Raw genomic sequence first — 25,930 nt, forward strand, 5'->3', positions numbered from 1 at the left:
GTCCGCTGCGCCGGCCTCGACCATGTGCGGAAGCGGAGTCAGTTCCGATAATAGTTCTTCTCGGAGCGTATCGGCGGGGGTGGAAGCGGGATAGGCCGCGATGTTGACGGCGGCGTCTCGAGGTGATGCTTGCGGCGGCCCGTGACCGTCGTGGGAGGGCGGAACACATCGGTAGTGTCGAGTTCATGAGTGTTCGTCGTCGCGCGTCTCGGGTCGTCTCCATCGGGGTAGTGGCCGCTCTGGCAGCGTCGCTGACCGGCTGCGGCGAGGGCGCTGGCGTGGACAGCGACTACGCCAAGATCTGCCGCGACAACAGCACGCAGAAGCGTCTGCCGGACGACGACTGCAACAACCACGGCGGTCACGCCGGCTGGTACTACCTGCCGATCGGCAGCAACCGCGCGACGAAGGTGCCGGCCGTGGGCGACACCGCGTCGGGCGGGACGAGCACGCTGCCGTCCGGGAAGAGCGCGAAGTCGGGTATCTCGTCACGCGGCAGCTCCGTCACGAAGGGCGGGTTCGGCGGCTCGGGCGAGCACGGCGGGTTCGGCGGCTGATGGAACGCGTCGAGTTCACCGAACGACCGGACTGGAAGCGCCGCATCCAGCAGACCGGGCTGATCTACTCGCGGTCCGTCCGCGATGACGGCACCGAGGTCGAGTACTGGAACGACGGCGCAGCCTACGTCTTCACCCTGCCGGAGGTGGAAGCGCTCGAGCAGCAGACCGAGGAACTGCACCGGATGTCGCTGGAGGCCGCGCGCTACCTGGCCTCCGGCGCGCTCGGCACCCTCGGGCTCACCCGCGAGGGCTTCGAGCTCGCCGCATGGTCGCTCGACCAGGGCGAACCGGACGTCTACGCCCGGTTCGACCTGGCGTACGCAGGTGACGGCTCCCCCGCCAAGATGCTCGAGTACAACGGGGACACCCCGACCGGGCTCATCGAGGCGTCGGTCACGCAGTGGCACTGGCTGCAGGACCGTCTCGCCGACGGCTCGCTGCCCGCGGGGACGGACCAGTGGAACGGCATCCACGAGGCAATGGTCGCCCGCTGGCGCACCCTGCTGCACGAGTCGCTGCGGGCGGAGGAAGGCGGCCGCCTCTTCGTCGCGCACTCCGACGTGGACACCGCCGGCGAGGACTGGAACACGGTGGCCTACATGCGCGACCTCGCCGCCGAGGCCGGGTGGGAACACACCGGCATCGAGATGAAGGACATCGGCTGGCACGGTGCCGCACGCCAGTTCGTCGGCAACCCCGAGCCCGCCGGGTCGTCTCGGAGCGTCTTCACGCTGCCCGGCGACGAGGACGGCACGCAGTACCCGGTGATCCGGAACCTGTTCAAGCTGTACCCCTGGGAGGACCTCGTATCCGGGGACGACCGTGCGCAGGGCGACCATGAGTTCGGCGCGTTCCTCACCCGCGACCGTGGTCGGCTGGGCCGGTGGTACGAGCCGGCGTGGAAGATGTTCCTGTCGAACAAGCTGCTGCTCGTCGCGCTCTGGCGGCTCTTCCCCGGACACGCGAACCTCCTACCGGCGTACGCGGACGGACCCCACGGCATGACGGACTTCGTCGTAAAACCGGTCTTCGGTCGCGAGGGCGGCGGCATCGCGGTCCACCGCGCCGACGGTTCGGTGACGTCGAACGGCACCGAGTACCGGCGCGCCGGCACCGGTGCCGAGCAGGTGTGGCAGCAGTACCACGAGCTGCCGGACTTCCCCGGGTCACGCGGCCACAACCACCCGGTCCTCGGCTCCTGGGTCGTAAACGGCGAATCCTACGGGGTCGGGATCCGCGAGTCCGACGGCCCGATCACCGACTACTGGTGCCGGTTCACGCCGAACATCATTCGGAGCTGAGCGGGACAGACGTTCCCAGGATCGCATCGGAGACTGTCTACCGGAACACGGAAAGACCGCCGCGCCTAACCCAGTTGGGTAAGCATGACGGTCCTTCTCGTGCGTCCGGCGTCGGGCTAAGAACCCTCACCTCAACCCAAGGCTCGCACCCCGGCAATGATGAAAATCACTCCTGGGACGATGAGAGCGACCAGGTAGACCAGCTTTCCGGCGCTTTCGCCAGGATTGAAAATCAATCCAGCGATATCAATGCCTACTTCCGCCGGCGAGCAAATACCGTAATGCCCACCCCAACAATCACAACAACTGCAAGCACAATGATCCAGATGGGCGCGGAGACGCCGTTCTGGGAATTGGCACCACCAGTAGCGAGTAGCGCGGCGAGAGTAATCATTTGCATTATTTTCTCCTAGCTCAGGGCAACAGATCCGGTTACTGCACCACTGCAGCCCGGGGTGGAATAAGACGTTCCGACGCTCGCGGCGACCCCGCCGCTGGTGTTAGCACTAACCGATGCCGGCCCTGCCGCACACGTTGCCTCAAGGCCAACACCCGTTCCGACATCGCCCGAAGCAGCCGTGACTGATCCTGACACCCCAGGACTTCCGAGCCCTAACGAACCGCCGAGTCCAATCGATCCGCTTTCATCTACCGACACGCTCACCCCGAGGCAGACAACGTAACAGCCTTGTACCCCTACGCCGACCTGGGCACGGCCGGTCGGATCCGCGCTGTTGATCGCATCGCTGGCTGCAAAGGCATACCGATTCCCGTTACTCGGGCTGAGAGCCGCATCGAGAGTGTCACGTTCGATCCACGCTCCCGTGGTGCTGGACTGCCACCGGTATCCGAACTTCGTCAGCCCGTTGTCGGTGCTGCTCGAGCGCAGGCCTCCCTTGAACCCATACGGGTTCTGCTGCCACTGCGCACTCGACGCGCTATCAGCCGTGATGCCCTCGACGCCGTAGGGGTCGTAAGAGACGGTGTACGCGGTCTTGCCGGTGTCCGCGATCGCGGCGGCCGGGCTGCCGGTGCCGTCGATGACCCACATGCTCGTGGTCCCGTCCGTGGTCTGCAGGTCCAACGGCTGACCCGTCGACGGGTCGCTGATCACCGACGCGGTCCCGGTGCCAGCGATATTGCGGCTGGTCACCACGGGGACACCGCTGGAGTCGGACGTGCCATACGTGTAACCGTATTCCGCTCCCCCGTCCGTGGACTGCCAGAGCAGCTTGTTCATGTCACCACCGGCGTACTCGTAGCTCGTCTTCACACCGTCCTTCGTGGACGCAGTCATCTGCTGCGCACCGTTGTAGGTAAACGTCTGACCCGGCGCCGTGGTGAGGTTGCCGACCTTGTCGTACGCGTACCCGTCAGACGTGATCTGCCCGACCGTGTTGTACGTCAGCGTCTGCGAGCTCGTAACATCCCCGCTCCGCTTGGCGGTGAGCCGGTTCCCTGCCACGTCGTACGTGTACGCCCACGTGACGTTCGTCGCGCCGCCGGCTTGTGCGGCCTTGGTGAGGCGGCTGTTGGAGTCGTACGTGTACGTCGTCGTCTGGGTGCTGATGTTGTCCTTGACCCACTGGATCTTGTCGGTCGCGTTGGCGCTCTTCACCGCCGAGCAGTCACCACCGGCAGCGATCCCGGTGATGTAGCAATACGTCAAGCTCACCACGGGCTTCGTCGGATCGTCAGCGTTCACAGCCCTGACGCCGGTGACGTGGTCGGACGCACCGTAGGTGATCGTCTGGTGCGCCTGCCACGACGTCGGGTCCTTGGTCGGGTCCGTGTTCTCAACAGCACCGAGCCAGGTATCGGTGCGGCGGCCGTGGTCGTCGTTCTTGTAGACCTGCTTCGCCGTGCCGCCGTTGGCGGTCGGGTACGTGGTGCGAGTCAGGACGTTGGCGACGTCGTAGTCGTGCGTGACGGTGCCGTGGGCGTCGGTGACCTTGGCTGTGTTGCCGGCGAGGTCGTAGCCGTAGGACACCTGCCCGCCGCCAGCGGTGTTCACCGTCGAGGTGAGTCGGTTCCGCTGGTCGTAGCTGTTGGTGATGGTGCCGGTCGCGGACTGCTCGGTGAGCTGGTTGCCGTTGCCGTCGTACGTGTTCGTCACGGTCGCGGTGCCGTCATCGAACGCGGTCGTCAGGAGACGGTCGTCGTTGTCGTACGTGTACGTCGTGACACCACCACCGCCGTCGGTGTGGTTCCGCACGCGGCCGAAGTCGTCGTACGAGTACTTCTGCACACCCACCGTGTTCGCCGGCGCCGTGATCGACCCGAGCTGGTTGTTCGTGTCGTACGCGTACACCGTTCCGGCGGTGTTCCCCGGGGCGACCGCGGTCTTCACCGCACCCCAGGCGTACTTGTCGCCCTTGTCCTTGTCGTTGTAGGTCAGGGTCGCGGTTGCTGCTTCCGGACCGGTGCCGGTGTCGGTGCCGGACTGGTTGCCGGGCCCGTCATAGCTGAAGCCCGTCTTGTTCTTCGAGCTGTCCGTGGTGGACGCTGGCAGGTACGCCGTCGGCGCAGCGGAGCCATACGTTGCCGTCCCCTTGGTGCCCGAACCGGACTCGGACTGCGTCAGCGACTGCCCATTATTCGCCCCGTACGTGTTCGTGGTCTTGCTCGCGCCGGCATCACCGGCCGCGCCAACCTGCGACGTCGCGACCCCGTTGTTCGCCGAGTTGTACGTCCGGGACTGCTCCCGCTTGGCCGCGTCTACGGCCTTCGTGACGAGGTCGTTGCCATCGAGGGTGTAGGTCGTGTGTGCCGCGTCCGCGACCGCCTGCGACTGGTTCGACCGCGGGTCCGCGACCAGCGTCGACGTGTCAGAAGCGTAGGAGAACCGAGTCACCGCAGTGCCCGGGGAGCCGGTCGTGGTGTTGCGCTGCTCGACCTTCGTGATCCGGTCGGACGAGTCGTACGTGAACGCCGTCACGCCGCCCTCGGGTGCGGTGATCGATGTGAGGTCACCGCTGGTGTACCCGAACGTGGTCTTCTTGCCGAGCGCGTCCGTGTACGTGGTGATGTCACCGGTGCTGTTCTTCGTCCACGACACACTCCGCTTGCTCGAGCCGGAGGTCTGGGAGAACGTCTGCACCCCGTTCGCGTACGACGAGTTCGCCGTCCGCGCCCCGGAGACACCCGCGGTCGAGACGAGTGACTCCAGGGTGAAGCCGGGCTCGTCGGAGTTGAAGCTGATCTGGTTCTTGTTCCGGTCCACGATCGACGTCGGCTGACCGGCGAGGTTGAAGTGCGTGGTCGAGTTCGACGTCCACCCCTTCAGCGTGTACTCGTGCGTGGTCCCACTGTCGATTCGGGTGAGGGTCTGCTGCAGACCGGCCGGGCTGATGAACGCGCCCTGCGCCCCGGACGGACGGAACTGCCACGCCGTACCGGCAGCGTCGGTGTAGATGACACCGGCTGCGTTCGCGGTGAGGTCTCCTGCGCCGGCGAGGGCGTACTGCCAGCGGTTCGCGTCCATCGTGTTCGCGTCACCAACGGTGGTGCTCCGCGAGTTGTACGCGGCACCGATCGTCGTGTTCTGCGTCACCCCCGGCAAGCTCATCGCCGACGTGGTGACCAGCAGGTTGCCGGTTCCGACATCGACGGACGCGTTGGTCTGGTCCGTGATCGGGAACGGCAACGTCGTCGCCGACTTCCGCTGACCGGTACGGTTCGTGTTGCCCGGGCCACCAGGGAGCGAGTTGTACGCACCCTGCAGGTCGACGAGGTAGTTCATCGCCGCCGTGCCCATGTTCTTGATGCGGATCTTGCCGTTCGCACCCACCGGCGCGACGACCGTGTTGGTGACCTTCGACGTTGCGTCAGAGCTGATCGCGGATGCTTCCGGCTCCGCCGCACCATCGGCCCACATCTTCGCGTACGAGTCAGCGCCGCTGTCGTTGACGGCGGTGAACGTCACCGCCACCGCAGACAGGCCACCCTCGACGGTCGGTGCGCCCTGGACACCGCCGACCTGCAGCGTGAACGACGCACCCGAGGCGATGCTGGAGCTGTTACGGGTGTCGATCAGCCGGCCCTGCAGCGGGGTGAAGCCGCCACCCGGGTTGGACTGCAGGAAGTAGCCCTGGATGTCGACGACGAGGTCGATCTTCCCGCCGCCCTCGGCCGTGTCGATGCTGAACTTCCCGTCAGCGTTCAACGCGACCTGCGCGTTCATCGCCGTGGTCTGACCCTCGGTCGAGTTGTAGTTCAGCACACCCGTGCTGCGGGTCTCACCAGTCGGGGTGGGACGGACGTAGCCAGCCTTGGCCTCACGGTTGATCACGATGATGTTCACCGCGACCGCCGCCGCACCCGCCGGAATGCCGTTCGAGCCGGTCGCCTGGATGGTGCGCTGCGAACCTGCTGGGATCTGCCCCTGCGCGGCACCGATCCCGCCACGGGAATCGAGCACACGGGAGGGGGACATCGCGACGAACCCACCGGCCGAGACGCCGTTCTTCGTCGACGTGTAGTAGCCGGTGATGTCGATGATCACCTTCGACTGCGCCGTCTGGGTCATCACCTCGATCGTGCCGTCATCCGCGACTGCAAGCAGACCCGTGTTCGACGTGTTCCCACCGACCCCGGAGTTGTAGATCATCAGCAGCGTCGCCGCGTCCGAATCGTCCGCGCGCGCCTGCAACTGCCCCGACCCCGACGGGTCAGCGATCGTGACCATCATCGTCACCGCACCGATCCCCGACGACGGGAGTCCGGCGACGCCGGCGACCTTGACGGTGCGGAACACGCCCTTTTCGGTCGCGCCACCCAGCACACGTGCGTTGGACGGCATTGGCACGTACTGACCGCCCGACCCCGTCACAGCCGCTTGCGCCGGTGCCGGCTGCGACACCACCACCAGCAACGAACCCAGCAAGGCGACCAACGTCACCACCGCCAGCATCACTCCACGAACACGACCAGACAACGACGCAGCGAACACGCGAAAAGAACCCCTCAAGACGTCGCACCAACACACAGCCCTCATGGCTGCACTGTGCAACTCCACACGAAACTACGGAGCATCTCTCACCACCGCACCCCCACATAAGGGGGTCGAAACCCACGCGACATCTCCAGTAGGCCAATCGCCGCGTCCGCCGACACACGCAACTCCCCCACCAACAGCCATATCGATCCCCCGATCGACACTCCGGGGAGCTAAACGGATACCGCGGACCAAGCACTGTCGACTCGTCCGGTAGCCGATCGGTTTCCGAGACGGCGGGACCGCACGAAGGAGCCGAGATTTTGTGTGACTTGTCACGCTCGGTTGCACGGATCTGTTCACGCTTCTTGGCACATCCGTGGGGGGGTGCTGCGGTCAGCTCGCGCCCTGGGTGACCTTCTGACTTGGCCACGCAGCAGCCCGCTTACCCTGTACGTCCCAGTAGGAGTCCTGCACGCCGGAAACGTCGGCGACGAACGACACGATGCAGTCCGCTGCCTCGCCGACTCGTGGTTCGTCGTCCTCACACACGATGGTCGTCTGCGTGCCGTACGACTCGTCCATCGTGTGGGTCGTGTCTCCGGGGCCCGGTGAGAAGAAGACACTGACAGCGTCCGGGATGGGGCCGCCGAAACCGCCATCTTGCACGTGCGCGACGAACAGCGGGCTCGTCATCTGGACGGTGCGTCCGTTGTACGCGGTCAGCGTTGGAGGGCCGGTGACCGCGACGGTGTACTGCTGGGATGGAGCTCCGACCGGCTGGTCGAAGCTCGCGTCACCCCAGTCCCATGTGCCGTCGGTAACGCCTGTCCAGATCTCGGGCGACGTCGGGGTGCTCGAGGGGCGAGGCGCCGGGGCGCTCGGGCGCGACGAAGGTGGCACGGACGGCACTGCCGTATCGAGGCTCTGGCTGGAGCAAGCAGCTAGTGCCAGCACGGCCGCTGCCGCGATCCCGATCGCACCAACACGCTCCGCACGTCCGACGGTTTTCGTCACCATCGCCTCAGCGTAGGAGACCGGCTGCGCATCACTCGGGAGCACCCGCTGCGCGGATGTAGGCGTAGACCGTCTCACGGCTGACGCCGTACTCCTTCGCTAGCACCGTCTTCGGCACACCAGCGGCGGCGCGGGCAGTCAGCTCCGCGATCTGCACTGCGCCAAGCGATCGCGCCCTACCGCGGTACACGCCGCGCTGCTTCGCCAACGCGATCCCCTCGCGTTGGCGTTCTCGGATCAGCTCGCGTTCGAACTCAGCGAACGCACCCATCATGTTGAGCAGCAGGTTCGCCATCGCGCTGTCCTCCCCCGTGAAGGTCAGCTGCTCCTTGACGAACTCGACCCGGACCTTCTTGTCCGTCAGCCGGCGCACGAGCCGGCGGAGGTCTTCGAGGTTCCGCGCGAGCCGATCCATCGAGTGCACCAACACCGTGTCCCCGTCGCGAACGAAGCCGATCATCGCCTCGAGCTGCGGACGGTCGACGTCCTTCCCGGATGCCTTGTCCTCGAACACCCGATCCAGCGCAACACCGTCGAGCTGGCGCACCGTGCTCTGATCTAACGTGCTCACCCGCACATACCCGACCCGCTGACCCGACACGTCGCCTCCGACCCCTTGTTGTCCAGTTAGAGTCTAAGACCTCCGGGAGCAAGTGTCAGACAATCCGAAATCGGACCCTATTCGGACGCTCTTCCGACGTCATGCCTGACGTCCAGTTGGGGTGGACCACAGATTGGCGCATGACCCACGAACAAGGGTCACGCACTCTCAAAGCGAGCCAACCCGGTGCCATAAGCTTTGCTCAACTTGGAGGGGATTATGGATCATCGACTGCAACGAGCGCTAGAGCGCAAGAACTTGGTCTTCATCGTCGGGACCGGATACAGCGCAGCTGCGACTGGCGGCGAGAAGCATGCGACTTGGCGAGGCTTGATTGAGAACGGCATCGCCAAGGCGGAGAGTCTTGGCTCGAAGCCTGGCTGGAGTGACACCGTGCGCGGGACACTTACTTACGGCTTTGACGAAAACGATATGGACTCAGTGCTTTCAGCGGCAGCAAGCGTCGTTAAGGAACTGAAACGTCAGGGCGAATACGTCTACCCGAAATGGCTTCAGGAAACCGTCGGGGAGCTGACGGTTGTGCATCCACTCCTTGGAAAGCAGCTTCGCGCACTACCGTTTCCTCTATTAACCACTAATTACGATGAACTTCTCGAGAATAACGATCGTCGAGGAACGGATTGGACCAATCCAGTCGCGATGCAGCGCCTCCTGGCAGGTGCAGACAGTCGCGACGTGGGCCACCTTCACGGTCGCTGGTCCAATCCAAATTCGGTAATATTCTCCGACAGGCACTACGATGCGCTTTTGGCAAGCGACGCGGCTCAGGCTCTTCAAAAGGCAGCCTCTAGCCTGAAGTCGCTCGTGTACGTCGGGTTTGGAGCCGGCCTTGACGACCCGAATTTCAGTCAACTCATTGGATGGCACCGAAGCCAATTCATTCCGTCAGCTGTTGATCATTTTCGTTTATGCCGAGAAGATGAGCTAGAAACACTCCGTGTAGCTCACGCCAACGATCAGATCATTCCAATATCGTACGGCACCAATTACAGCGAGTTGCCTTCCTTTCTTGAGCAATTTACTCTGAAAAAGGGCGAGATAGAACTTTCTGGGGCAGGAATAGCTAGGGACGTCGTGGGAGAGGCGCAAGTTGACTTTGCCCAGGATATGAAGGGCGACTCAATTATTGGCGATGCTCTCGATACTGTCGAGGACCGTCCAGTAGCAGAGTTGATCCGACCGCCGGTCCTGCTACCCGTACCACACGCGGAGTACATCAAGGCTAAAGCCGAAAAAAACAGTGAACGAATTGAGCGCCTTGATCCCGCGGAGGAGGTAACCGGGGGCGATGTACTCGTCCTCGCCGCAGAAGAGAACACAGGTCTCACCACCGCATTGAAGTGGTTGACTCTTGAGGCGGCGAACTACCTTGTGGGAGCAAGCCCTATATACGTATCTTTCGGCGCCTGCAAAAAACGAGTTGGTCCCCTACTGGAGGCCGTAAGAAGTGAAGCGCACAGTCGTCAAATCATTCAACACCGAGTGGACCAGCTGCCGCCCTACGTACTCGGCTTGGACAACTACAGCCCGTTTGTGGACCGGCTCTCAGACGCCGTGCTGGAGGAAGTTCGTGATTCGGACGCCCTACTGACCATCATTGGGTGTGTCCAAGGCACGGAGGAGGAGGTCGTAGACAGGCTGGAACGTATGGGTGTGCGCACGCGGGTCAGATACCTCGGCAAACTCTCATCGGCCGACATCCGAGAGTACGCACGCCTCGCTTCCCCAGGAAACCACTTGGAGGTCGCCAAGCAGGTAACAGTGATGCTGCAAGCCGAGAACCTCGCTCGCACCCCGTTCACCGTCTCTCTACTGATATCCGTATTGGTACAGGGCGGAAAGTTTGCAGCGAATGCCTCGCAGACCTCTATTCTTGATGACTACATCGGACTACTCCTCGGGCGGGGGGATCCGCACGAAGATGCCCGCTTCGGACTCGATCAAACCGCACGCGAAGCTCTCCTCAGTGGATTAGCGCAAACTTTTGTGGAGGCTGGTGTTGGGGGCATGTCCGAACTGGCGGTCCAAACCTCGTTTGCGAATACATTTGACAAGTTTGGGTGGGACGAGTCAACCGCCGAGGTCTTGAAGAGCTTTGTCGATCGGCGGGTCTTGCGGCGTCGGGGTAATCACATTGAGTTTGCGCGAAGTAGCTTTTTGCATATTTTTGCCGCTAAGAGAGCCACACATGATAGGGCATTCCGGGAAACCCTGATCAATCGACCACTTTACTATTCGGCGGCGCTGACAGATTACGCGGCGTTGTACCGTCATGATGACGATTTGTTGAGACGTCTGCGAGCCCTGCTGAGTGTCGAGGCGGAGCATGAGCGGTCGAGTGTGTTTGAACCACTGGCACTCGCGGACCCGCGAATCGAAGATCTGGCCGCCAACGCAGCCGAGGGTGTTAGCAGTCATGATCAGCCATCGACAAGCGACTCTGATGTTCCTTTGAGTGTGGAGAAACAACCCGATTGGTCGGACGAATTTTTCGATAGAGCCGATGACGTTGATCTGCCTCCATTTCCGACTGTACATGAGGATGAGGTGCCGACTTCGATTCAGCTGCTCCGAACGCTCGAACTGCTGTCCACGGTGCTACGGGATTCCGACCAAATCGAAGACCTGCCGCTGAAGCGAGAAGTACTACACGAGGTACTCGAGCGATGGGCGGACACCATGGATGCGATACATGACGATGCGTCTTTCGTTGAATTCATCGGGAAGCTGATTGTCGATTTGGAGCTGGTCGCCGACGATGGCAGCGACCACGATGAAATATTCACTGAATATAGTCGCGCAATTCCTGCCGCTGTTGTGATGAGTGCAGTAGGCGGAACGCTTGCTTCCCGAAAACTCACAAAGATTCTCGATCAGATCATGTCTGATCGAGATAATCCAGCATCAGAAGAGTCGATTATTGTGGCCTGCTTTTTCCAATATTCGCTCGGGGAGCCTGGCTGGCCGGGACGCGTGATGACGTTGCTCCATGACAGGGGAAATATCTGGATTATCCGGAATTTCTTCCTCAACTTGTTGGCCTATGCCTACTCTGAGGATCAAGTTGACAAGGCGGATGCCGATGATCTTCTTGAACTTTGTTTGATGATTGTTGAGCACGGAAGCCGGTATCAAGACGAGCCTGAGCGTCGGCGGCATCGGGATTCGGTGCGGCGTGACATCGACGAGCGGCGACTGAAGGCCCGGGTCCGAGCAGGCTACTCCAAGCCCTCGGCGGACAGCTTGGGGAGTGCGGATTAGGTGGCTTCTATTCGATAGCGCCACACCCGCGAATGCGAACAGCCGGTCACCTCAGAGTGTGGCCGGCTGTTTCGTAGGGCGAGTCGATGCTAGTGGGCGGCCTCGTATGCGTCGCGGACGGCCTGGCTGATGCGGCCGCGCGAAGAAACCTCGTGGCCGTTTGCGTTCGCCCATTCGCGTATCTTCGCCAGCTCCTCCGAATTGCCACGCTTCGGGGTGCTGCCGCTGGTGCTGCGACTCGAGCGGCCGCTTACCTTTCGGGCCGAGGCGACGTAGTCCGAGAACGCCTCGCGCAACGCGTCTGCGTTCTCGTCGCCGAGGTCGATCTCGTAGTGGGTGCCGTCGAAACCGAACGTGACGGTGCGGCCCTCGCCGTCCTCGATGGTGTCGCCGGTGAGATCGTCGACAAGCGTGGTCGTAACTTTCTGTGCCACTGTGTGCTCCTATCGCGTGATGGTCGAGAGGACAGTGTGGCAGAGGGGTATGCGATTCTCAGGCTTTGATGTCACGAAACGCTTCAGGCGGGTCGATAGCGGCGCCGGAGGCATCGAGGAAAACTTGGAAGTAAGCGGTGAGTGGGTTCGCGTCGCTAAGAGCGCTCATGTCGACAGCGACGATCTTGTCGGCCCACGCCTGCCCGACAAGAACTCGCACCCAGGGGCGGACGGCCGATGTGACCGGGACTCTGTCATGAGTGCCCGGACGCCGCGCCGACACTGAGACGGTCAGGATCTTGCCGTCACCGCCAGCGTCTCCAATCCAGGCTTGTTCGGTGGTGAAGTCCGCCGTGAACAGGAAGGCAGTGTTGGGTTCGTTGACCGCCTGTATCGGCCCGAGACGTGGCATCGTCGCAGCCCGCGACCGGGCCGTCTCTGCAAGCTCGGTACCCTGCTTACCACCGTGCGTGGCGAGAATGTCCGTGGAGTCCCCGGCGGCCGTGAACAGAGCTTGCTGGAACGCTCGAATCTCGGGTTCGTGGTTCGTCCAGATGACGGCCTCGAGAGGGTCTTCTGGTGCCGACTCGGACAGATGCCCACCGGACTGTTTGTACGCCGCCATCAGCGCGTCAACACCGGCGGCCTTCCGTGCCGCTTCGACCCGTGCCACCTCCGCCGCCGTACTCGGAAGCCCAAGCAGATGCCCTCGCAACGGCTTCGCAGCGTCGATGACGGCCTGGTGGTACTGCATTGCGCAGATTGCAGCGGCGGCGTCGGAAAGGTGGTCTCCAGTGAGCTGGGGGACATAGTCCGCAGCCGGCACTTCGAGCTCCCCGACCGACAGGTTCGCCGCGGCCGCTACCGCGCACACGGCGTCCCACCCCGGGTAGAGGTCGCCAGCTCCCCATCCGTTGACGATGGTCTCGTTTTGGCCGAGCGCGGCAGCCAATTCTGCTCCGCCGCCAGGGAGACGGCGGACCGCATTGGCGATCCAGAACGGCCGGAACTCTCCGGCCCGCCACTTTGCGAATGCGCCAGGGAACGACCGTTGAGCTGCGGCGACGCTCACGCCGTCGAGGCGTCTCTGAAGTGCTGTGGTTCCGATCCGGTTCATAGGTTCCATGATGTTCCTCCACGGCGAGCAGACCGTCCACCTGCAGTACTGCTCAGTCTTCGAAGGAGCGCAGATCCGAAACGACCGCGGCCGCTGATGGTGGCTGCCGGCACGAAAGAGGGCCACCGTGCGGTGGCCCTCTCTTGGCGGTTGCTACTTCCCGTCGTGCTCTGGGCTCGGCTTGCGCCGCTGAGCCGAGATCCTGGTGACCATGATGATGCTGGCGATCGCGCCGAGGCCGCCGGCGATCCCGAGGAAGATCCGCGTCACCGGATCTTCCAGGAAGAAGATCGCGATCACGAGGACCGCGACGAACACGGCTTCGAGGATGAGCCAGTACGTGAGTTTCCGATTCATGGGATCAACTTCCGCAGGTGTTGATGGCGTCTCCGACGCTGTAGACCGTACCTGCCACACCGGCTGCGAATCCGACGGCTCCAATAGGGCCACCCACCCCGGTGCCGATCACGGCCACCGAAGCTGCGGTGGCGACGACGCCGGTGACAGCACCGAAGATGGCGCCACCGCAGTCGAAGCCGGTCGGGTCGGAGTTGTTGATGGGGTCACTGGCAGCGAAGGCGTACCGGTTGCCGTTGCTCGGGTCGAGCGGGCTGTCGAGGGTGTCCTGCTGGGTCCAGGCCCCGATGTACGGGTTGTACCAGCGCTGGCCGAACTTCACGAGCCCGGTGTGGATGTCGTCGATCCCCGCCTTGAAGCTGAACGGGTTGGACGGCAGACCATCGCCGCCACCGTCGTAGGAGACGGTGTCGGTGCCGTACGGGTCGACGGTCTTCACGAACGCTGCTGGGCTGCCGGTGAGGAGCGCGAAGGGGTTCCCGGAGCCGTCGTAGGCGTACTGGCCGAGCGCGTCGGACGGGGTCGACAGGGCGATGGGCTGCCCGGTCTTGGCGTCGTTGACGATGTTCGCCCGGTTGCCGTTGCGCGTTGAACTGGTGAGGGTGGGGGTGCCGTTCTGGTCGGCGCGGCCGTACTGGTATGTGCGGGTGTCGCCGTTTGGGGTGGACAGCGACAGCAGCGACTTCTGGTCGGCGCCGGCGTAGGTGTAGTTGGTGACCTCAGAGCCGTTGTGGATGGCCTGGGTCATCTGCTCGGCAGCGTTGTAGGTGAACGTGTACTCGGGCGCTGCGGTGAGGTTGCCGGCGCCGTCGTAGGTGTATCCGGTGTTGGTGATCTGGTTCGCAGCGTTGAAGGTCAACGTCTGGTTGGTGCGGACGGTGCCGCCGGAGGTGGTGAACTTCGCTGAGGTGCGGTTCCCACGGATGTCGTACCCGAACTCCCACGTCCCAGGCGTTGCGGAACCGTTGCCGGTGGTCACGGTCTTCGTGACGCGGCCTCGGCTGTCGTACGTGTACGCGGTGCTCTGCCCGGAGACGTTGTCGGTGACCCACTGGAGTTCCGCGCGGTCATTTGCGCTCGTGGTGCCGCAGTTGGGTGAGGTGCTGCCGGCGTTGTAGCAGTAGTACAGGTCGTAGATTCGCTGGTTGCTGCTCGAGGACGGGCCGACCCAGCCCTGGACTTCCTGGATGCGGCCGCTGCTGTCGTAGTCGGTGTGCGTGCGGCTAGCCCAGGTGCTGTTGTCCGCGTTCGAGTCGACGTAGGTGTCGGTCCGACGGCCGGTGTCAGGGTCGGCGACGAACCGGATGGTCTCGGTGGTGTTGTTCGGTGCCGGCGTGGTGGTGGAGGTCAGCGTGCCGGAGTTGTCGTAAGTCGAGGTGAGCGTGCCGTCTTGGTCCGTGTAGGACGTCTGGTTCCCGGCCTTGTCGTAGCCGTAGGTGATGCCGCTCAGGCCGGGAGTGTTCGCGGTGTTGGTGGTGATGAGGAGGTTGCCGAGCTGGTCGTAGGTGTTCGTGATCGTCCCGCCGGCGGAGGCCTGGGTGAGCAGGTGCCCGGCGTTGTCGTACGTGTTCGTCACGGTCGGGGTGCCGTCGGAGAAGCTGGTGGTGAGGACCCGGTCGTTGCCGTCGTAGGTGTAGTTCGTCGTCCGGCCGGCACCGTCGGAGGCTGATGCGATCCGGCCGAGGGCGTCGTACGTGTACGAACGTGCGCCGAGGCTGGTGCCCGTCACGGGGGTGACGGTCTTGAGCTGCTTGTTCTCGTACGTGTAGCTGGTCTTGTTCGTACCGTTCCCCGGCGCAGTCGCGGTCGCGACCTGCCCGGCCGTGTACGTCAGCGTTGACGTCGCGGCGGTGGATCCGCTCCCGGTGCCGCTGGTCAGCTGATTCCCGACGCCGTCATACGTGCGTGCGGTGGCGTTCCCGGCGCTGTCGGTGGTTGACGCGGGCAGGTAGGCAGTGGCAGCGGGAGATGCGTTGTAGCTCAACGACTGGGATGCGCCGCCGCTTGAGGCGATCTTTGTGAGGGACTGGCTGCTGTTTGCGCCATACGTCGCGGTCGTCGTCGACGCGCCCGAACCGGACCCGATCGTCGAGGTCGACGGCTGCAGGTTTGCGCCGTTGTACGTCTTCGACCGCACCCGACCGACCGGGTCGGTAACGGTGTTCACGAGCTTCTGCGCCGAGTTGATCGCATACGTGGTGTGCGGCACCGAGGACACCGCGGAAGCCGTGCTGGTGTTCGGGGACGCGACCAGGGTCGACGTCGCCGACGCGTAGTCGAACCGGGTCGTTGACGCGCCGGCAGCGCCAGCGGTGGTGTTGGACTGCAGTACCTGGGACACCTTGTGCGTGGTCCCGGAGTAGCTGATCGTCGTTGTGGCACCCGTCGGGCTCGTGATCTGCGTCAGGTCGTTGCCGGAGTACGCGAACGTCGTCGCCTTCCCGGCGCCATCGACGTAGGAGGTGAGGTTGCCGTTGGTGTCCTTCACCCACTTCACCGAGCGGGCAGTGGAACCACTCCCCTGCGTCACCGTGTACGCGCGCGTGGTCGCGTCGTACGCGCCGTTGGCGGTCTTTGCTGCGTCGGTGCCTGCGGTGCTGACGATCTTCACCGGCACGCTCGCCGTGTTCGTCTCCATCGTCGTGTTGCCGTTGCGGTCAGCAACCGACACCGGGAACCCGTTGGTGTTCGAGGTGATGACCTGCCCCGTCGCCGGATCCGTCATCGTGTACGTCGGGTTCGTCGTCCCAGAGGCGACAAGCTTGCGAAGGAACCCAGCCGGAGCGGTGAACGTCGTCGACGTCGCGGACGCGAAGTTCCACGTCGCACCATCGGCGTCCGTGTAGATAACCGATCCGGACGCGCCGGCCGAGAAGGAACCGGCACCGGCGATCCCGGTCGTCCAGCGCACCGCCTGATGCGTGTTCGCGTTCGCCGTCTGCCAGCCCAACGAGTTGTACGTCTGGGTGATCGCGTTCGTCCCGCTCGCACCCGGCAGCGACAACCCAGCGGTCGTAACCTCGAGGTTCCCCGTGGCCACGTCGACGCTGACCCCGACCTGGTCCGATACCGCGAACGGCAACGTCGTCGCCGACGGCCGCGACCCGGTCAGGCCAGTCGTCGTCGGACCCGTCGGGATCGCGGCGTGCGCGACCTGGGTCACGCCGCCGACGAGGGCGACGCTGACCGCGCCGACGAGCGCAACTTTCCAACCGAATGATGAATGGACTGCCTTACGGCGTGGAGCAAGAAGCACGGGTTCCCCTAATGGAAGCAGCACGCTAACGCGGTGATGGAACGTGGCCAAGACACCCCGAAGCCACGCATGGAACGCCCGCACCACCCGTCGACAGCGATGTCAGCTCAGATGAGGGTTGTTCGAAACCTAACGGTATCCATGAGTTGGGCGCACCTCCCAAACGGGGATATGCGGAAACCCGCAGACCTCAGATGCGCAGCACTGCGCCGGGCGGATACCCACGCTCCGTCCCTACGCCGACAGACCAAGTCTGCAGAGCATCGAGGGTGAAGCCCGGAGAGAGCAGCCCCGCCTAAATTTCGAGGTACCGGTACCCGCCCTGGATGACGCGGGTTTCGAAGTACAGAGCAACGTTCGCTCCGGCATCCTGCGTCACGACAAGACCCTCGAACACAGATTGCGGCACATCGAGATAGAGGCGTACGGTGCCGCCGACGAACTCAACCTCGAGCGCGCTCTGATCCTCGTCGTATCCCACCGACACGACGTCGCCACTCAGCACAGGCACGCGCCTCATCGACCAACCGCCACTACGCCCGCGCAACGGGCCACAGTCCGTAGCTCTACAGGCCACCACTCGTCCCTGCAGCTGTTCTTCACCGTCACACCGTGAGCCTATTGGCTGAGGCCCATCTCAATACCATCACCCACGATGTCGAGGCGTCGGCGTGCTCCGTGACCGGACGATGCAGAAGATCGTGATCAGAATCGGGCAGGACAGCATGAACGGTCACAGATCCAGGTGTCTCAATTGTGGATGTTCACGATGATCTGCTCGCTTTTGGGCATGATGTCTCGCCCTGACACTCGCGGCCGCAAGCAGTGGTCCATGCGTGAAGATCAGCTTCGAGTTGCTTATTGGTGGGGTTGCCGGGCTGAAATCGGTTGCTTCCAGACGAGTGTCGCGACTGCCGCGGACAGGATGATTGCGGTCACGCCGAACGGTATGGGCAGGAGTGGGTCGATGAGCACCAAGACCCCGGCTGCGGGGAGAGCCGTGTTGACCCAGATGTCGCCGTTGGGTCTGATGGCGAGTGCCCAGATGCCGAGGATGAAGACTGCGATGGGGATCGTGTACGCGAGTGAAGCTAGGGGTGGGTGGAGGGCGCCGTGGTCGGTGAGGACGTCAATCTCGACCTCGATGCCGGCTGAGAAGGCGCCGGCCGCGGCGAAGATGAAGAAGTGGCCGTAGCCATACAGCAGTGAGCTGGCGAAGGTGCCGATGGCGTGGTGATGCGGTGGCCAGAAGTAGATCCACCACAGGGCGGCGGTAGCGATCAGCGCGAGCGCAGCAACGGCGATGAGCGGCACGAGCGTTTCGGTCTCATGGAGCGCTTCGATGATGGCGTTGGCGGATCCCAGGAGGCTTTCGCCGAGGAGGATGAGGGTGAACAGCCCGTAGCGTTCGGTGATGTGGTGCGGGTGCCAGGGGGTGCTGCCGAGCTTCTCGGCAATGATCGGCACAGCGAGCTCCGCGCCGATGAGCACCGCCTGCGCGAGCCCGAACGCCGGTGACGGCAGCAGGAGCGTGACCAACCACAGTGCTTGCACGATGGTGATTCCGGCGGCGTAGGTTCGGGCTGCTCGGCCGGCGGCTCCTCCTGCTCGAGCGGCGCGAAGCCACTGCGCGACCATGGCGAGTCGCATGACGACGTAGCCGATGATGAGCACAGTGAAGTCGTGGTGTTCGAACACCGTCGGGATACCGGAGGCGAACACCAGCACGCCGCCCATCTGCACGATGGTGAGCAGGCGGTAGTACCAGTCGTCGGTGTCGAACGACGTCGCGAACCAGGTGAAGTTCATCCACGCCCACCAGATCCCGAAGAACACGACCAAGTAGTTCAGGATGCCCTGTCCGATGTGAGCATCGGTGAGGGCGTGGTGCAGTTGTACAGAGGCGATGCTGACCGCGATCACGAAGACGAGGTCGAAGAACAGCTCGAGGGTGCTGGCTGCCCGCCCACGCTCACCGGGGTCGCGTGGGCGCATCGGCAGCAGCCGATACCAACCCAGATCTGCGGTCATCAGAGACCAGCCTCGGGCGAGAGCTGCGGCAAAGTAGGTGCGCTCATGAGCTTGTCTTTCGTGGAGTCGACGCTTCGGCGGCGATCAGGGTGCCTGCGGGAGAGCCGGATGAGGGAACTCGTCCGAGACGATATGCGCGTCGTGACGTGCCCGCTCGGGACAGCGGCACGGCCGCCGCTGGCGCACCTGTTGGTGACCCGCGACGGCCGCGTGGATGTTGGTCGGATCAGGCCTGGTGGGGGGTGAAAACGCCGCGGAAGCGCATCTTGCCTGATTCGAGCCGGTCATAGGCGTCTGTTGCCTGGTCGAGGGTGAAGGTCTCCGTGATGGGCTTGACCTTGCCCGTGCCTGCAAGCTCTAGCACTTCGCTGAGGTAGTGCTGTCCGCCGTGCGTGGAGCCGATGACTTGCTGACGCATCATGTGGAATGGCACGCCGCCCGATGCGATCTCGAACGGCTGGGTGAAGTCCAGCCCACTGAGGACGACCCGGCCGTTGGGCCGGAGGCCAGTCATCGCGTCTTCGGCCGCGTCGAATGCGTTGGTGGTGACCAGGAGAACATCCGCTCCCCCCAACTCGGCCAGCTCCTGACCGTTGGAGACCACATGATCGGCGCCGAGCTGCTTCGCGAGGTCGTGCTTGTCGGGCGAGTGCGTGATCGCGATCGTCTCAAAGCCGGAGGCCTTCGCCAGCTGGATCGCGAGGTGCCCGAGCCCACCGATGCCGATGACCGCGACTCGCTCGCCCGGCTGGAGGTTGGCATCGCGCAGGCCACTCCAGGTGGTGTAGCCGGCACACATCATCGGGGCTGCGTCGACGTAGTCGATCCCGGCCGGCAACAGGACCGTCCCACCGGCGGCGATCGCGATGTATTCCGCGTGACCACCCTGGGCGGCGAAGCCCGTCGTGCGTGCGTTCGGGCAGTTCATCGCGGTCTGCCCGGTCAGGGGGAAGTTCTGCCGGCAGTAGTCACAGCGGCCGCACGCCTGCTGCACCCAAGTGGTTCCCACCCGGTCGCCAACTTGACGGCCGACCACACCAGCGCCGACCTCGATGATCTCGCCGACCACCTCATGGCCTGGCGTCTGGGGGTAGATGTCACCGCCCGCGCCCTGGGTCGCCCACACATCGGTGTAGCACATGCCCGAAGCGTGCACCTTCACCAGGACCTGGCCGGGCTCCGCGGTGGGCGTCGGCACCTCCTGGACTTCCCAGGGCTTGTTCTCGCCCGTCATCACGATTGCCTTCACGGCATGCCTCCAATTCGCGATCGGTAGCCCGATCATGGATGTATCCAACTGGTTGGTTACAACGTAGGTCCGTCGTCGCCTGACGTCAACAACCGGTTGGTTACCGGTCTGCGTAGGATGGTGGCGTGCCACCGGATTCGACTGCAACTAAGACGCGCATCCTTGATGCGGCGCTGCGTGAGTTCGCGCAGTACGGTCTCGCAGGCGCGCGCGTCGATCGGATCGCCGACACCGCGTCAGCGAACAAGCGATCGATCTACGTCTACTTCGGCAACAAGGCGGAGTTGTTCGATTTGGTGGTCGCCAAAGCGCTCGAGGACATGGCGCGCGTCGTGCCATTCACCGCGGCGGACCTTCCGGAATACAGCGCGCGCCTGTTCGACTACCTGCGGGCCCACCCGGAAGTGCTTCGACTGACGACGTGGGCGCAGTTGGAACGGCCGCAACCCACACCCGCCGAGATTGATGCGTACCGGCCGAAAGTTGCCGCGATCGCCGACGCGCAACGCGATGGCGTCATCACCTCAACCATTGACCCCGTGAACCTGCTCGCATTTACGATCAGCACCGCCACGGCCTGGGCCAACGCCTCCCCGGCCCTCCGGTCGTTGGCCAACGCGGCCGACCCCCAAACTCTTTTCGATGGACACCGGGCAGCTATCGGAGTCGTGGAGCGAGCAATCGTCTCATCTGCCGTCTGATCTCGTTTCGATGCCCGCATCGAAACCTGAGACCGACCGAAGCGACCAGACGGTGGGCATCGGACGGAATCGTCGCGAACGCGGTCAACCCCGGTGGAGTTGCCACCGGACTGCAACGCAACTTCACACCCGAGCAGAAGGCGTCGCTCGAGGCAGCCGAAGCTTCGGGCGTCTTCGCCTACAAGACGGTTGAACAAGGTGCCGCCACCACCATCGTCGCAGCCGTACGGCCGGAGTTCGCACACGTCGGCGGCCGCTACCTCGACGACGCACATGAGGCGTACACCGTCCCCAACGATGTCGATCTCGCCGACCACCCGCATGGCGTCAAAGCTTGGGCGCTCGACCCGGCCGCCGCGGAACGGCTCTGGACAGTGTCGGCCAACCTCGTCCGCCGCTGAAGATTCGCGGTCGAGAGCGTCCACGAATCCGCTCCCGTCCGGGGAGTACGCCCAGCCACCGATCCATCAGCGGGCGCTGCCGCTCGCTGACCTGCACGAGCGGCAGACCCTAACCGTTGGCGGCACACGCTGTCGAGCGGTTCAGCCCGCGAGGTGCTCTTGGAAGAAGGCGTCGAGGGTGTCGGCTGCTTCGTCGACGTACTTCGGGTCGTCGTACAGCTCGTAGTGGCCGGCACCGTCGACGACGTGGAACCCGACGGCGTTCGGTGCCTTCTCCCACAGGGCCAGGCCGTCGGAGTAGGAGAACGTGGTCCCGAGGCGGCCGCCGACGATGATCTGGAGGGGCTGGGTGAGGAGTTCCTCGACGAGGTTGAAGGCGTCGTACCCGAGCATCATGGCATCGCTGGTGAAGTAACGGCGGTTGGTGGAGTGCTCGTTGTACCCGCGCGGGGTCCGGTAGAACCGCACCGCCTGGAGCGTGTCGACGTCGGTGATGCCGAACGCCGCCGCTTGTTCCTCGGTGTCGGGGATCCAGACGTTGCGGTCGATGTCCTCGCCAGCGGCTGCGGCGGTGCGCTTGGCACCCACGGCATTGATCATCGCGATCATCGCGCCCTTCGAGGAGGTGCCGGCCTGGCGGAACGCTCGACCGACGTTGACGGGCACGACTGTGCCGAGCGCCTTGATGCGGTGGTCGGTCATGGTCGCACTGACTGCGTAGCCGCCTCCGGCGCAGATGCCGAGGGCGCCGATGCGGGAGTTGTCGACGTACGGCAGCGTCGTGAGGTGGTCGATGGCGAAGCGGATGTCGTCGACTCGAGCAGCAGGGTTCTCGAGGTCGCGCGGTTGGCCCCCACTCTGGCCTTGGAAGCCCGGGTCGAAGGCGAGGGCGACGTAGCCGCGGTCGGCGAGGCGTCGGCCGTAGTTCGCGCCGATCTGCTCCTTCACGCTGCTGCCGGGGGTCGCGATGACGACCGCCGGGTAGGCGCGGTCCTCGCTGAAGCTGCCCGGTAGGTGCAACTGGCTGGCGAGGTCGAAGGTGTCGTTGGAGAAAGTGGTGTCGTGCGTGGTCGACATGGCGCTCGATCCTTCCAAGGGGCCGGACGCCCCATAGGCTGTTCGCTGGACGAGGTTATCCAAGACTACGAACGTTCCGTTTGGAACTAGTACAGAAATGTACCACTGCTGATTGGAGGCTTATGCACGACTCCAGCGCGGCCCGGATCTGGTCGTTGAACCACCAGGTGCTGACTCGGGTGATGAACGACTGCGCTCCGGAGATCGAGGCACTCGGGTTGGAGGCGAAGGAGTTCTTCGTCCTCGGCGAGATCGACGACTGCCCGTATCCCGCGGAGCTTGCCGTTCGGCTCGTCCTGCCCAAGCCCAGCGTGACCGTGTACTTGAAGAACCTCGAGGCCAAGGGCTTCGTCCGCCGGGAGATCGATCCCACCGACCTCAGGCGGCACCGGCTGGCTGTCACCCCACAGGGCACGCTGACGCTCCACAGGGCCCTCGAAGTCTTGTCCGCGAAGTTCGACGAATGGCTCGTCCGCCTCGACACGGACGAGCAAGCAGAACTCCAACGACTCCTCGCGAAGCTCCTCAGCTAGTCGCTCCTCCCGAACTGCGGGCCACCAGGCCATGCGCCGGAGATTCAGCTAGCCGAACTGCGAATCCCTATTGCCCCACATCGCTGACGTTGCCGCGGGACGCACGTGCCGCCCGACGTCAGCGCGAAAGGTGCGTGGCAGGGCGCCCGGAAACCGATTCCTGCCGAGCTGTCAGGCCGGCGTATGGGCGCGGGCGGCGTGTGCGGTCTCGGACGGTGTCTCACCGTACTGGGCCCGGTAGTAGCCGGAAAACCGGCCGAAGTGCGCAATCCCACTCGCCGCCGCAGCCGTTCCGACCGGCTGATACGGGTTCGCGAGGATCATCGCTCGTGCCCGATGCAACCGCAGCACCCGGACCACGAGGGAGGGCGGCATCCCCAGATCCCGCTGGAACGCTTCCTGCAGGCCCCGCTTGCTGTAGCCGCTCGCCGCCGCGATCTCCGGCGCCGTCACCCGGCCCCGATACCGCGCTTCGATACAGACCAGCGCTCGAGCCACCGCCGGCTTCTGCGCGCCAACATCGATCCCCACCGCTGCAAGCTCGCCCGTCGACGCCGACATGCACCGACCGTAGACCCAACCTCCGAACCACGGTCACGAATCGAGGAAGCGTCCCCCGAGGACGTCCGCCGCAGCCGGCACGGTTTGCTCGAGGCGGTAGAACGCGCCGACCTCGGTTTCACCGTCAACATCGGTGAGGAAAAACGCTCCGTTCTCGAGAAGCACCCGGCCGACGATCCGGTCCGTCAGGCTCTCGATGATGTCCCACTCCGTCTCCGACCGACCCCGCAACCGCAACGCGTTCCCACCAACACCCCATCCCTGCCCAGCCGCGCTCTCGGGAACCGGAACAGCATGATGCGCACACACCGTCAACGCCCACCCCGACGGCCCCACCGCATGCGGGCGAAACGACACCGCGACCACACCCGGCAACCGGCACTCATACCGGGCGCACTGCACCTCCCACGCGACCGCCGTCAACATCTCCCACTCCCCCACCGACCAACACCGGGAACCTCCCCGGCGCAACGGGAACGTAGCCCGCAACCAGGCCTATAGACGAACCGGGCATCGCTCGAGCGGCCTAACCGGATACGCGTCACCGCCCTCAACCACCAGCCGCATGCATGGCCCGGTAGCCGATCCCTGACCGGTCGCGCTACGGGACGAGGCGCTGCGTGATTGAGCCGTCCGCCCCCTTGAGGCGGACTTCGGCCAGGGCGCCGTTCACGAGTGGCATCTGCGGCGGTTGGTGCCCGGTATCGAAATCGAGGAGCACTGGCACGTCGAGGTCGCCCAGCGCCCGACGCGCTGCTTCGTCCTGGGTCAGTTCGGGCACGGCCGCGCCGTCGGTGCGGCCGATGAGAACACCGTTCGCGTCGTCGAACCAGCCCGTGAGACGCAGCGAGGTGAGCATCCGAAGGACTGTGATGGCGTTGGACTCGGCCGCTTCGAGGTAAACGATCGTGCCCTCCGGGGCATACTTCCGCGCGAACCCGGGCACGTCGCCGTAGGGCGTTCCGGCGAGCAGCGACACCGTTTCGAGGCATCCACCGATCAGGCGGCCGCGCATTGTCACGTCATCCGTTCCGTCGAGGGACCGCCACCTCGTGGGCGCTTGGTACGCCTGATCACGATCCAACGGCTCATCCGCCCACGGTCCCCACGGCCGACTGCGCCGACGAAGTGCGCTGTGCTGCTCGAAGGTGCTCCCCAACGGGAGCGCCGCGACGTTTGTCCACCGCTCGAACTCGGTGGGCAGTTCGTACGGCTCATCCATGAGATTGGCGCCGTGCAGGGTCGCGAGCCCGGTCCGTGTAGTCAGCGGCAACAGCAACGTCGAGATGTCCGACCAGCCCACGAACCACGACCGGGCCTCGGCGAGGGCGTCCCAGTCGACCCGCTCGACCAACTCGATCGCGAGTTCCCCGCCCCACGGTGGAAGAACCGCGTCTGCCGCCTCGAACGCAGCGTGCAGATCCTCGGCGCGGGCAGCGGCAGACGCCGGGGTCAGTCCAGCCGTGGCCGCGTGCGGGCGCACGTGAACCTCGAAGCCGAGTGTCGTGAGCGCTTCGACCGCAGCGTGCAATCGCTCGAGGAGACTCGTAGGGACCCCCATCGACGGTGCAGGTACCTCAATCCGCCCGCCTGCTCGGAGCGGCGTTGGGTAGGTGATGCTCGCCATGACTCGACCGTAATGGCACCCGACGCATGTCCCGATAGCCGATCGGCGGTTTCAAGGGGTCGTTGCAACGGGTGGTTTTTTCGGGTCCGAGAGTAGCTGTTCGAAGGCTTTTGCTGGGGTCTGGTAGCCGAGGGTTTTGCGGGGTCGCCCGTTGAGTTCAGCAGCGACTTCGAGGAGCCGTTCCGGGCCGCGGATGCTGAGGTCGGTGGATTTCGGGGAGTATCGCCGGAGCAGGCCGTTGGTGTTCTCGTTCGAGCCGCGCTGCCAGGGCTTGTGGGGGTCGCAGAAGTAGATCGCGAGGTCCGTGGCGAGGGTGATGTCTTCGTGCCGGGCAAGCTCCGTGCCCTGATCCCACGTCAACGACCGACGCAGATGCCCGGGCAGCGTCTGGATGGTGGGGATCATCGCGTCGCGGACGGCGTCGGCGCTGTGCCCATCAGGCAGGTGCAGCAGCATCACGTACCGGGTGGCGCGCTCGACGAGGGTGCCGCACGCACACCCGCACCGCCGAGGCGCAGGTTCGCGATCTGGAGCCGCTCTTCCTGACTCAGGTACCTGTCGGAGCGGGGCGTGTGGGCGAACGGGTTCCGTCCGCCGGCTGCTTTGACCCATCGGTATCCCTGACGTCGGTCCACGCCGACAGCTTCACAGGCCGCCGTGCGTCCGAGGCCTTGTCTCAATAGCTCCCAGAACCGCGCCTCTCGAGCACGGTGTTCCAGCCTCGATCCCATCTGCAACACTCCAAATCACGGTGGTGTTGCAACGACCATCTGAACCCAAGGATCGGCTATCGAGACTGGCGTGTTACTCCTAGACCGCCGTCCGGTGGGCGGGGTGTGCCGAAGTGTCGTCGGGGATTCGCGTTGAATCCGGGCCGGACCCAGGCATT

20 protein-coding genes and 1 pseudogene are annotated in these 25,930 nt (G+C 64.4%); 5 read left to right on the forward strand and 16 right to left on the reverse strand.

Going from position 1 to position 25,930, the window contains the following annotated elements; genetic code table 11:
- Positions 1-278 precede the first annotated feature (278 nt).
- Both OGL88_RS05260 and OGL88_RS05265 read left to right on the forward strand, forming a co-directional pair.
- Positions 279-557 (forward strand): tRNA-dihydrouridine synthase, encoded by a 279-nt coding sequence (locus OGL88_RS05260; RefSeq protein ID WP_263090267.1) that lies wholly within the window; start codon positions 279-281, stop codon positions 555-557.
- Positions 557-1,861, forward strand: a complete 1,305-nt coding sequence (locus OGL88_RS05265) for a glutathionylspermidine synthase family protein (protein WP_263090269.1) — start codon at positions 557-559, stop codon at positions 1,859-1,861. Before OGL88_RS05260 ends, OGL88_RS05265 begins: the two co-directional genes overlap by 1 nt.
- Before the next feature lie 409 nt (positions 1,862-2,270).
- Here the strand turns inward: OGL88_RS05265 and OGL88_RS05270 are convergent, their stop codons facing one another.
- The 3 genes from OGL88_RS05270 to OGL88_RS05280 form a co-directional block, all read right to left on the reverse strand.
- Positions 2,271-6,617, reverse strand: a complete 4,347-nt coding sequence (locus tag OGL88_RS05270; protein WP_263090271.1) for a beta strand repeat-containing protein — start codon at positions 6,615-6,617, stop codon at positions 2,271-2,273.
- A gap of 576 nt (positions 6,618-7,193) precedes the next feature.
- The gene (locus OGL88_RS05275; RefSeq protein ID WP_263090272.1) at positions 7,194-7,817 is read right to left on the reverse strand and encodes a hypothetical protein; all 624 of its coding nucleotides are present in this window, start codon (positions 7,815-7,817) and stop codon (positions 7,194-7,196) included.
- A gap of 28 nt (positions 7,818-7,845) precedes the next feature.
- Entirely contained in the window at positions 7,846-8,415 is a 570-nt protein-coding gene (locus OGL88_RS05280; protein WP_263090274.1) for a recombinase family protein, read from the reverse strand.
- Between the two features lie 219 nt (positions 8,416-8,634).
- Here OGL88_RS05280 and OGL88_RS05285 point away from each other — a divergent pair, with 219 nt between their 5' ends.
- Entirely contained in the window at positions 8,635-11,697 is a 3,063-nt protein-coding gene (locus OGL88_RS05285) for an SIR2 family protein (protein ID WP_263090276.1), read from the forward strand.
- Between the two features lie 89 nt (positions 11,698-11,786).
- Here OGL88_RS05285 and OGL88_RS05290 read toward each other — a convergent pair whose 3' ends face one another.
- From OGL88_RS05290 to OGL88_RS05320, 7 genes are all read right to left on the reverse strand, one after another.
- Positions 11,787-12,131 carry a histone-like nucleoid-structuring protein Lsr2 gene (locus OGL88_RS05290; RefSeq protein ID WP_263090278.1) on the reverse strand — a complete coding sequence of 115 codons (345 nt, stop codon included), beginning with the start codon at positions 12,129-12,131 and terminating at the stop codon, positions 11,787-11,789.
- Positions 12,132-12,189: 58 nt separating this feature from the next.
- Complete coding sequence (locus OGL88_RS05295) at positions 12,190-13,248, reverse strand: hypothetical protein (RefSeq protein WP_263090280.1); 1,059 nt, start codon at positions 13,246-13,248, stop codon at positions 12,190-12,192.
- Positions 13,249-13,401: 153 nt separating this feature from the next.
- The gene (locus OGL88_RS05300; RefSeq protein WP_263090281.1) at positions 13,402-13,605 is read right to left on the reverse strand and encodes a hypothetical protein; all 204 of its coding nucleotides are present in this window, start codon (positions 13,603-13,605) and stop codon (positions 13,402-13,404) included.
- Between the two features lie 4 nt (positions 13,606-13,609).
- The gene (locus tag OGL88_RS05305; protein WP_263090283.1) at positions 13,610-16,768 is read right to left on the reverse strand and encodes an RHS repeat domain-containing protein; all 3,159 of its coding nucleotides are present in this window, start codon (positions 16,766-16,768) and stop codon (positions 13,610-13,612) included.
- A 388-nt stretch (positions 16,769-17,156) separates the two neighbouring features.
- The gene (locus OGL88_RS05310; protein ID WP_263090285.1) at positions 17,157-17,372 is read right to left on the reverse strand and encodes a KTSC domain-containing protein; all 216 of its coding nucleotides are present in this window, start codon (positions 17,370-17,372) and stop codon (positions 17,157-17,159) included.
- Positions 17,373-17,719: 347 nt separating this feature from the next.
- Entirely contained in the window at positions 17,720-18,856 is a 1,137-nt protein-coding gene (locus OGL88_RS05315; protein WP_374114423.1) for a low temperature requirement protein A, read from the reverse strand.
- 262 nt (positions 18,857-19,118) lie between these two features.
- A complete protein-coding gene (locus OGL88_RS05320; RefSeq protein ID WP_263090288.1) occupies positions 19,119-20,141 on the reverse strand; it encodes an alcohol dehydrogenase catalytic domain-containing protein in 1,023 nt (340 codons plus the stop codon).
- Between the two features lie 125 nt (positions 20,142-20,266).
- Here OGL88_RS05320 and OGL88_RS05325 point away from each other — a divergent pair, with 125 nt between their 5' ends.
- Positions 20,267-20,842 carry a TetR/AcrR family transcriptional regulator gene (locus OGL88_RS05325; RefSeq protein ID WP_263090290.1) on the forward strand — a complete coding sequence of 192 codons (576 nt, stop codon included), beginning with the start codon at positions 20,267-20,269 and terminating at the stop codon, positions 20,840-20,842.
- A gap of 542 nt (positions 20,843-21,384) precedes the next feature.
- Here OGL88_RS05325 and OGL88_RS05330 read toward each other — a convergent pair.
- Positions 21,385-22,320: an alpha/beta hydrolase gene (locus OGL88_RS05330; RefSeq protein ID WP_263090293.1), complete on the reverse strand. Its 936-nt coding sequence runs from the start codon at positions 22,318-22,320 to the stop codon at positions 21,385-21,387.
- Between the two features lie 122 nt (positions 22,321-22,442).
- On the opposite strand from OGL88_RS05330, the gene OGL88_RS05335 reads away from it, so the two are divergent.
- Positions 22,443-22,853 (forward strand): MarR family winged helix-turn-helix transcriptional regulator, encoded by a 411-nt coding sequence (locus OGL88_RS05335; protein ID WP_263090295.1) that lies wholly within the window; start codon positions 22,443-22,445, stop codon positions 22,851-22,853.
- A 171-nt stretch (positions 22,854-23,024) separates the two neighbouring features.
- Here the strand turns inward: OGL88_RS05335 and OGL88_RS05340 are convergent, their stop codons facing one another.
- The 5 genes and pseudogenes from OGL88_RS05340 to OGL88_RS18150 all read right to left on the reverse strand — a co-directional run bounded on the left by OGL88_RS05340 (position 23,025) and on the right by OGL88_RS18150 (position 25,772).
- Positions 23,025-23,414, reverse strand: coding sequence for a helix-turn-helix domain-containing protein (locus OGL88_RS05340; protein ID WP_263090296.1), 390 nt, complete (start codon positions 23,412-23,414; stop codon positions 23,025-23,027).
- A gap of 33 nt (positions 23,415-23,447) precedes the next feature.
- Positions 23,448-23,840 carry a hypothetical protein gene (locus tag OGL88_RS05345; RefSeq protein WP_263090297.1) on the reverse strand — a complete coding sequence of 131 codons (393 nt, stop codon included), beginning with the start codon at positions 23,838-23,840 and terminating at the stop codon, positions 23,448-23,450.
- Between the two features lie 175 nt (positions 23,841-24,015).
- Entirely contained in the window at positions 24,016-25,041 is a 1,026-nt protein-coding gene (locus tag OGL88_RS05350) for a S66 family peptidase (RefSeq protein WP_263090300.1), read from the reverse strand.
- Between the two features lie 51 nt (positions 25,042-25,092).
- Positions 25,093-25,536, reverse strand: a pseudogene (locus tag OGL88_RS05355) (IS30 family transposase); the annotation flags it as partial.
- A complete protein-coding gene (locus OGL88_RS18150) occupies positions 25,497-25,772 on the reverse strand; it encodes a helix-turn-helix domain-containing protein (protein ID WP_374114424.1) in 276 nt (91 codons plus the stop codon). The pseudogene OGL88_RS05355 and the gene OGL88_RS18150, both read right to left, overlap by 40 nt.
- Positions 25,773-25,930: the final 158 nt, after the last annotated feature.

The sequence above is a fragment of the Curtobacterium sp. RIT-PI-V genome (genome assembly GCF_025642935.1).
Lineage (GTDB): Bacteria > Actinomycetota > Actinomycetes > Actinomycetales > Microbacteriaceae > Curtobacterium.

What these genes read in the sequence shown, in the direction of transcription:
- OGL88_RS05265 (WP_263090269.1), top strand. Translation starts at nt 557, where the DNA reads ATGGAACGCGTCGAGTTCACCGAACGACCGGACTGGAAGCGCCGCATC.
- OGL88_RS05275 (WP_263090272.1), bottom strand. Translation starts at nt 7,817, where the DNA reads ATGGTGACGAAAACCGTCGGACGTGCGGAGCGTGTTGGTGCGATCGGG.
- OGL88_RS05300 (WP_263090281.1), bottom strand. Translation starts at nt 13,605, where the DNA reads ATGAATCGGAAACTCACGTACTGGCTCATCCTCGAAGCCGTGTTCGTC.
- OGL88_RS05285 (WP_263090276.1), top strand. Translation starts at nt 8,635, where the DNA reads ATGGATCATCGACTGCAACGAGCGCTAGAGCGCAAGAACTTGGTCTTC.
- OGL88_RS05350 (WP_263090300.1), bottom strand. Translation starts at nt 25,041, where the DNA reads ATGGCGAGCATCACCTACCCAACGCCGCTCCGAGCAGGCGGGCGGATT.
- OGL88_RS18150 (WP_374114424.1), bottom strand. Translation starts at nt 25,772, where the DNA reads ATGGGATCGAGGCTGGAACACCGTGCTCGAGAGGCGCGGTTCTGGGAG.
- OGL88_RS05340 (WP_263090296.1), bottom strand. Translation starts at nt 23,414, where the DNA reads ATGTCGGCGTCGACGGGCGAGCTTGCAGCGGTGGGGATCGATGTTGGC.
- OGL88_RS05330 (WP_263090293.1), bottom strand. Translation starts at nt 22,320, where the DNA reads ATGTCGACCACGCACGACACCACTTTCTCCAACGACACCTTCGACCTC.
- OGL88_RS05315 (WP_374114423.1), bottom strand. Translation starts at nt 18,856, where the DNA reads ATGCGCCCACGCGACCCCGGTGAGCGTGGGCGGGCAGCCAGCACCCTC.
- OGL88_RS05345 (WP_263090297.1), bottom strand. Translation starts at nt 23,840, where the DNA reads ATGTTGACGGCGGTCGCGTGGGAGGTGCAGTGCGCCCGGTATGAGTGC.
- OGL88_RS05295 (WP_263090280.1), bottom strand. Translation starts at nt 13,248, where the DNA reads ATGAACCGGATCGGAACCACAGCACTTCAGAGACGCCTCGACGGCGTG.
- OGL88_RS05335 (WP_263090295.1), top strand. Translation starts at nt 22,443, where the DNA reads ATGCACGACTCCAGCGCGGCCCGGATCTGGTCGTTGAACCACCAGGTG.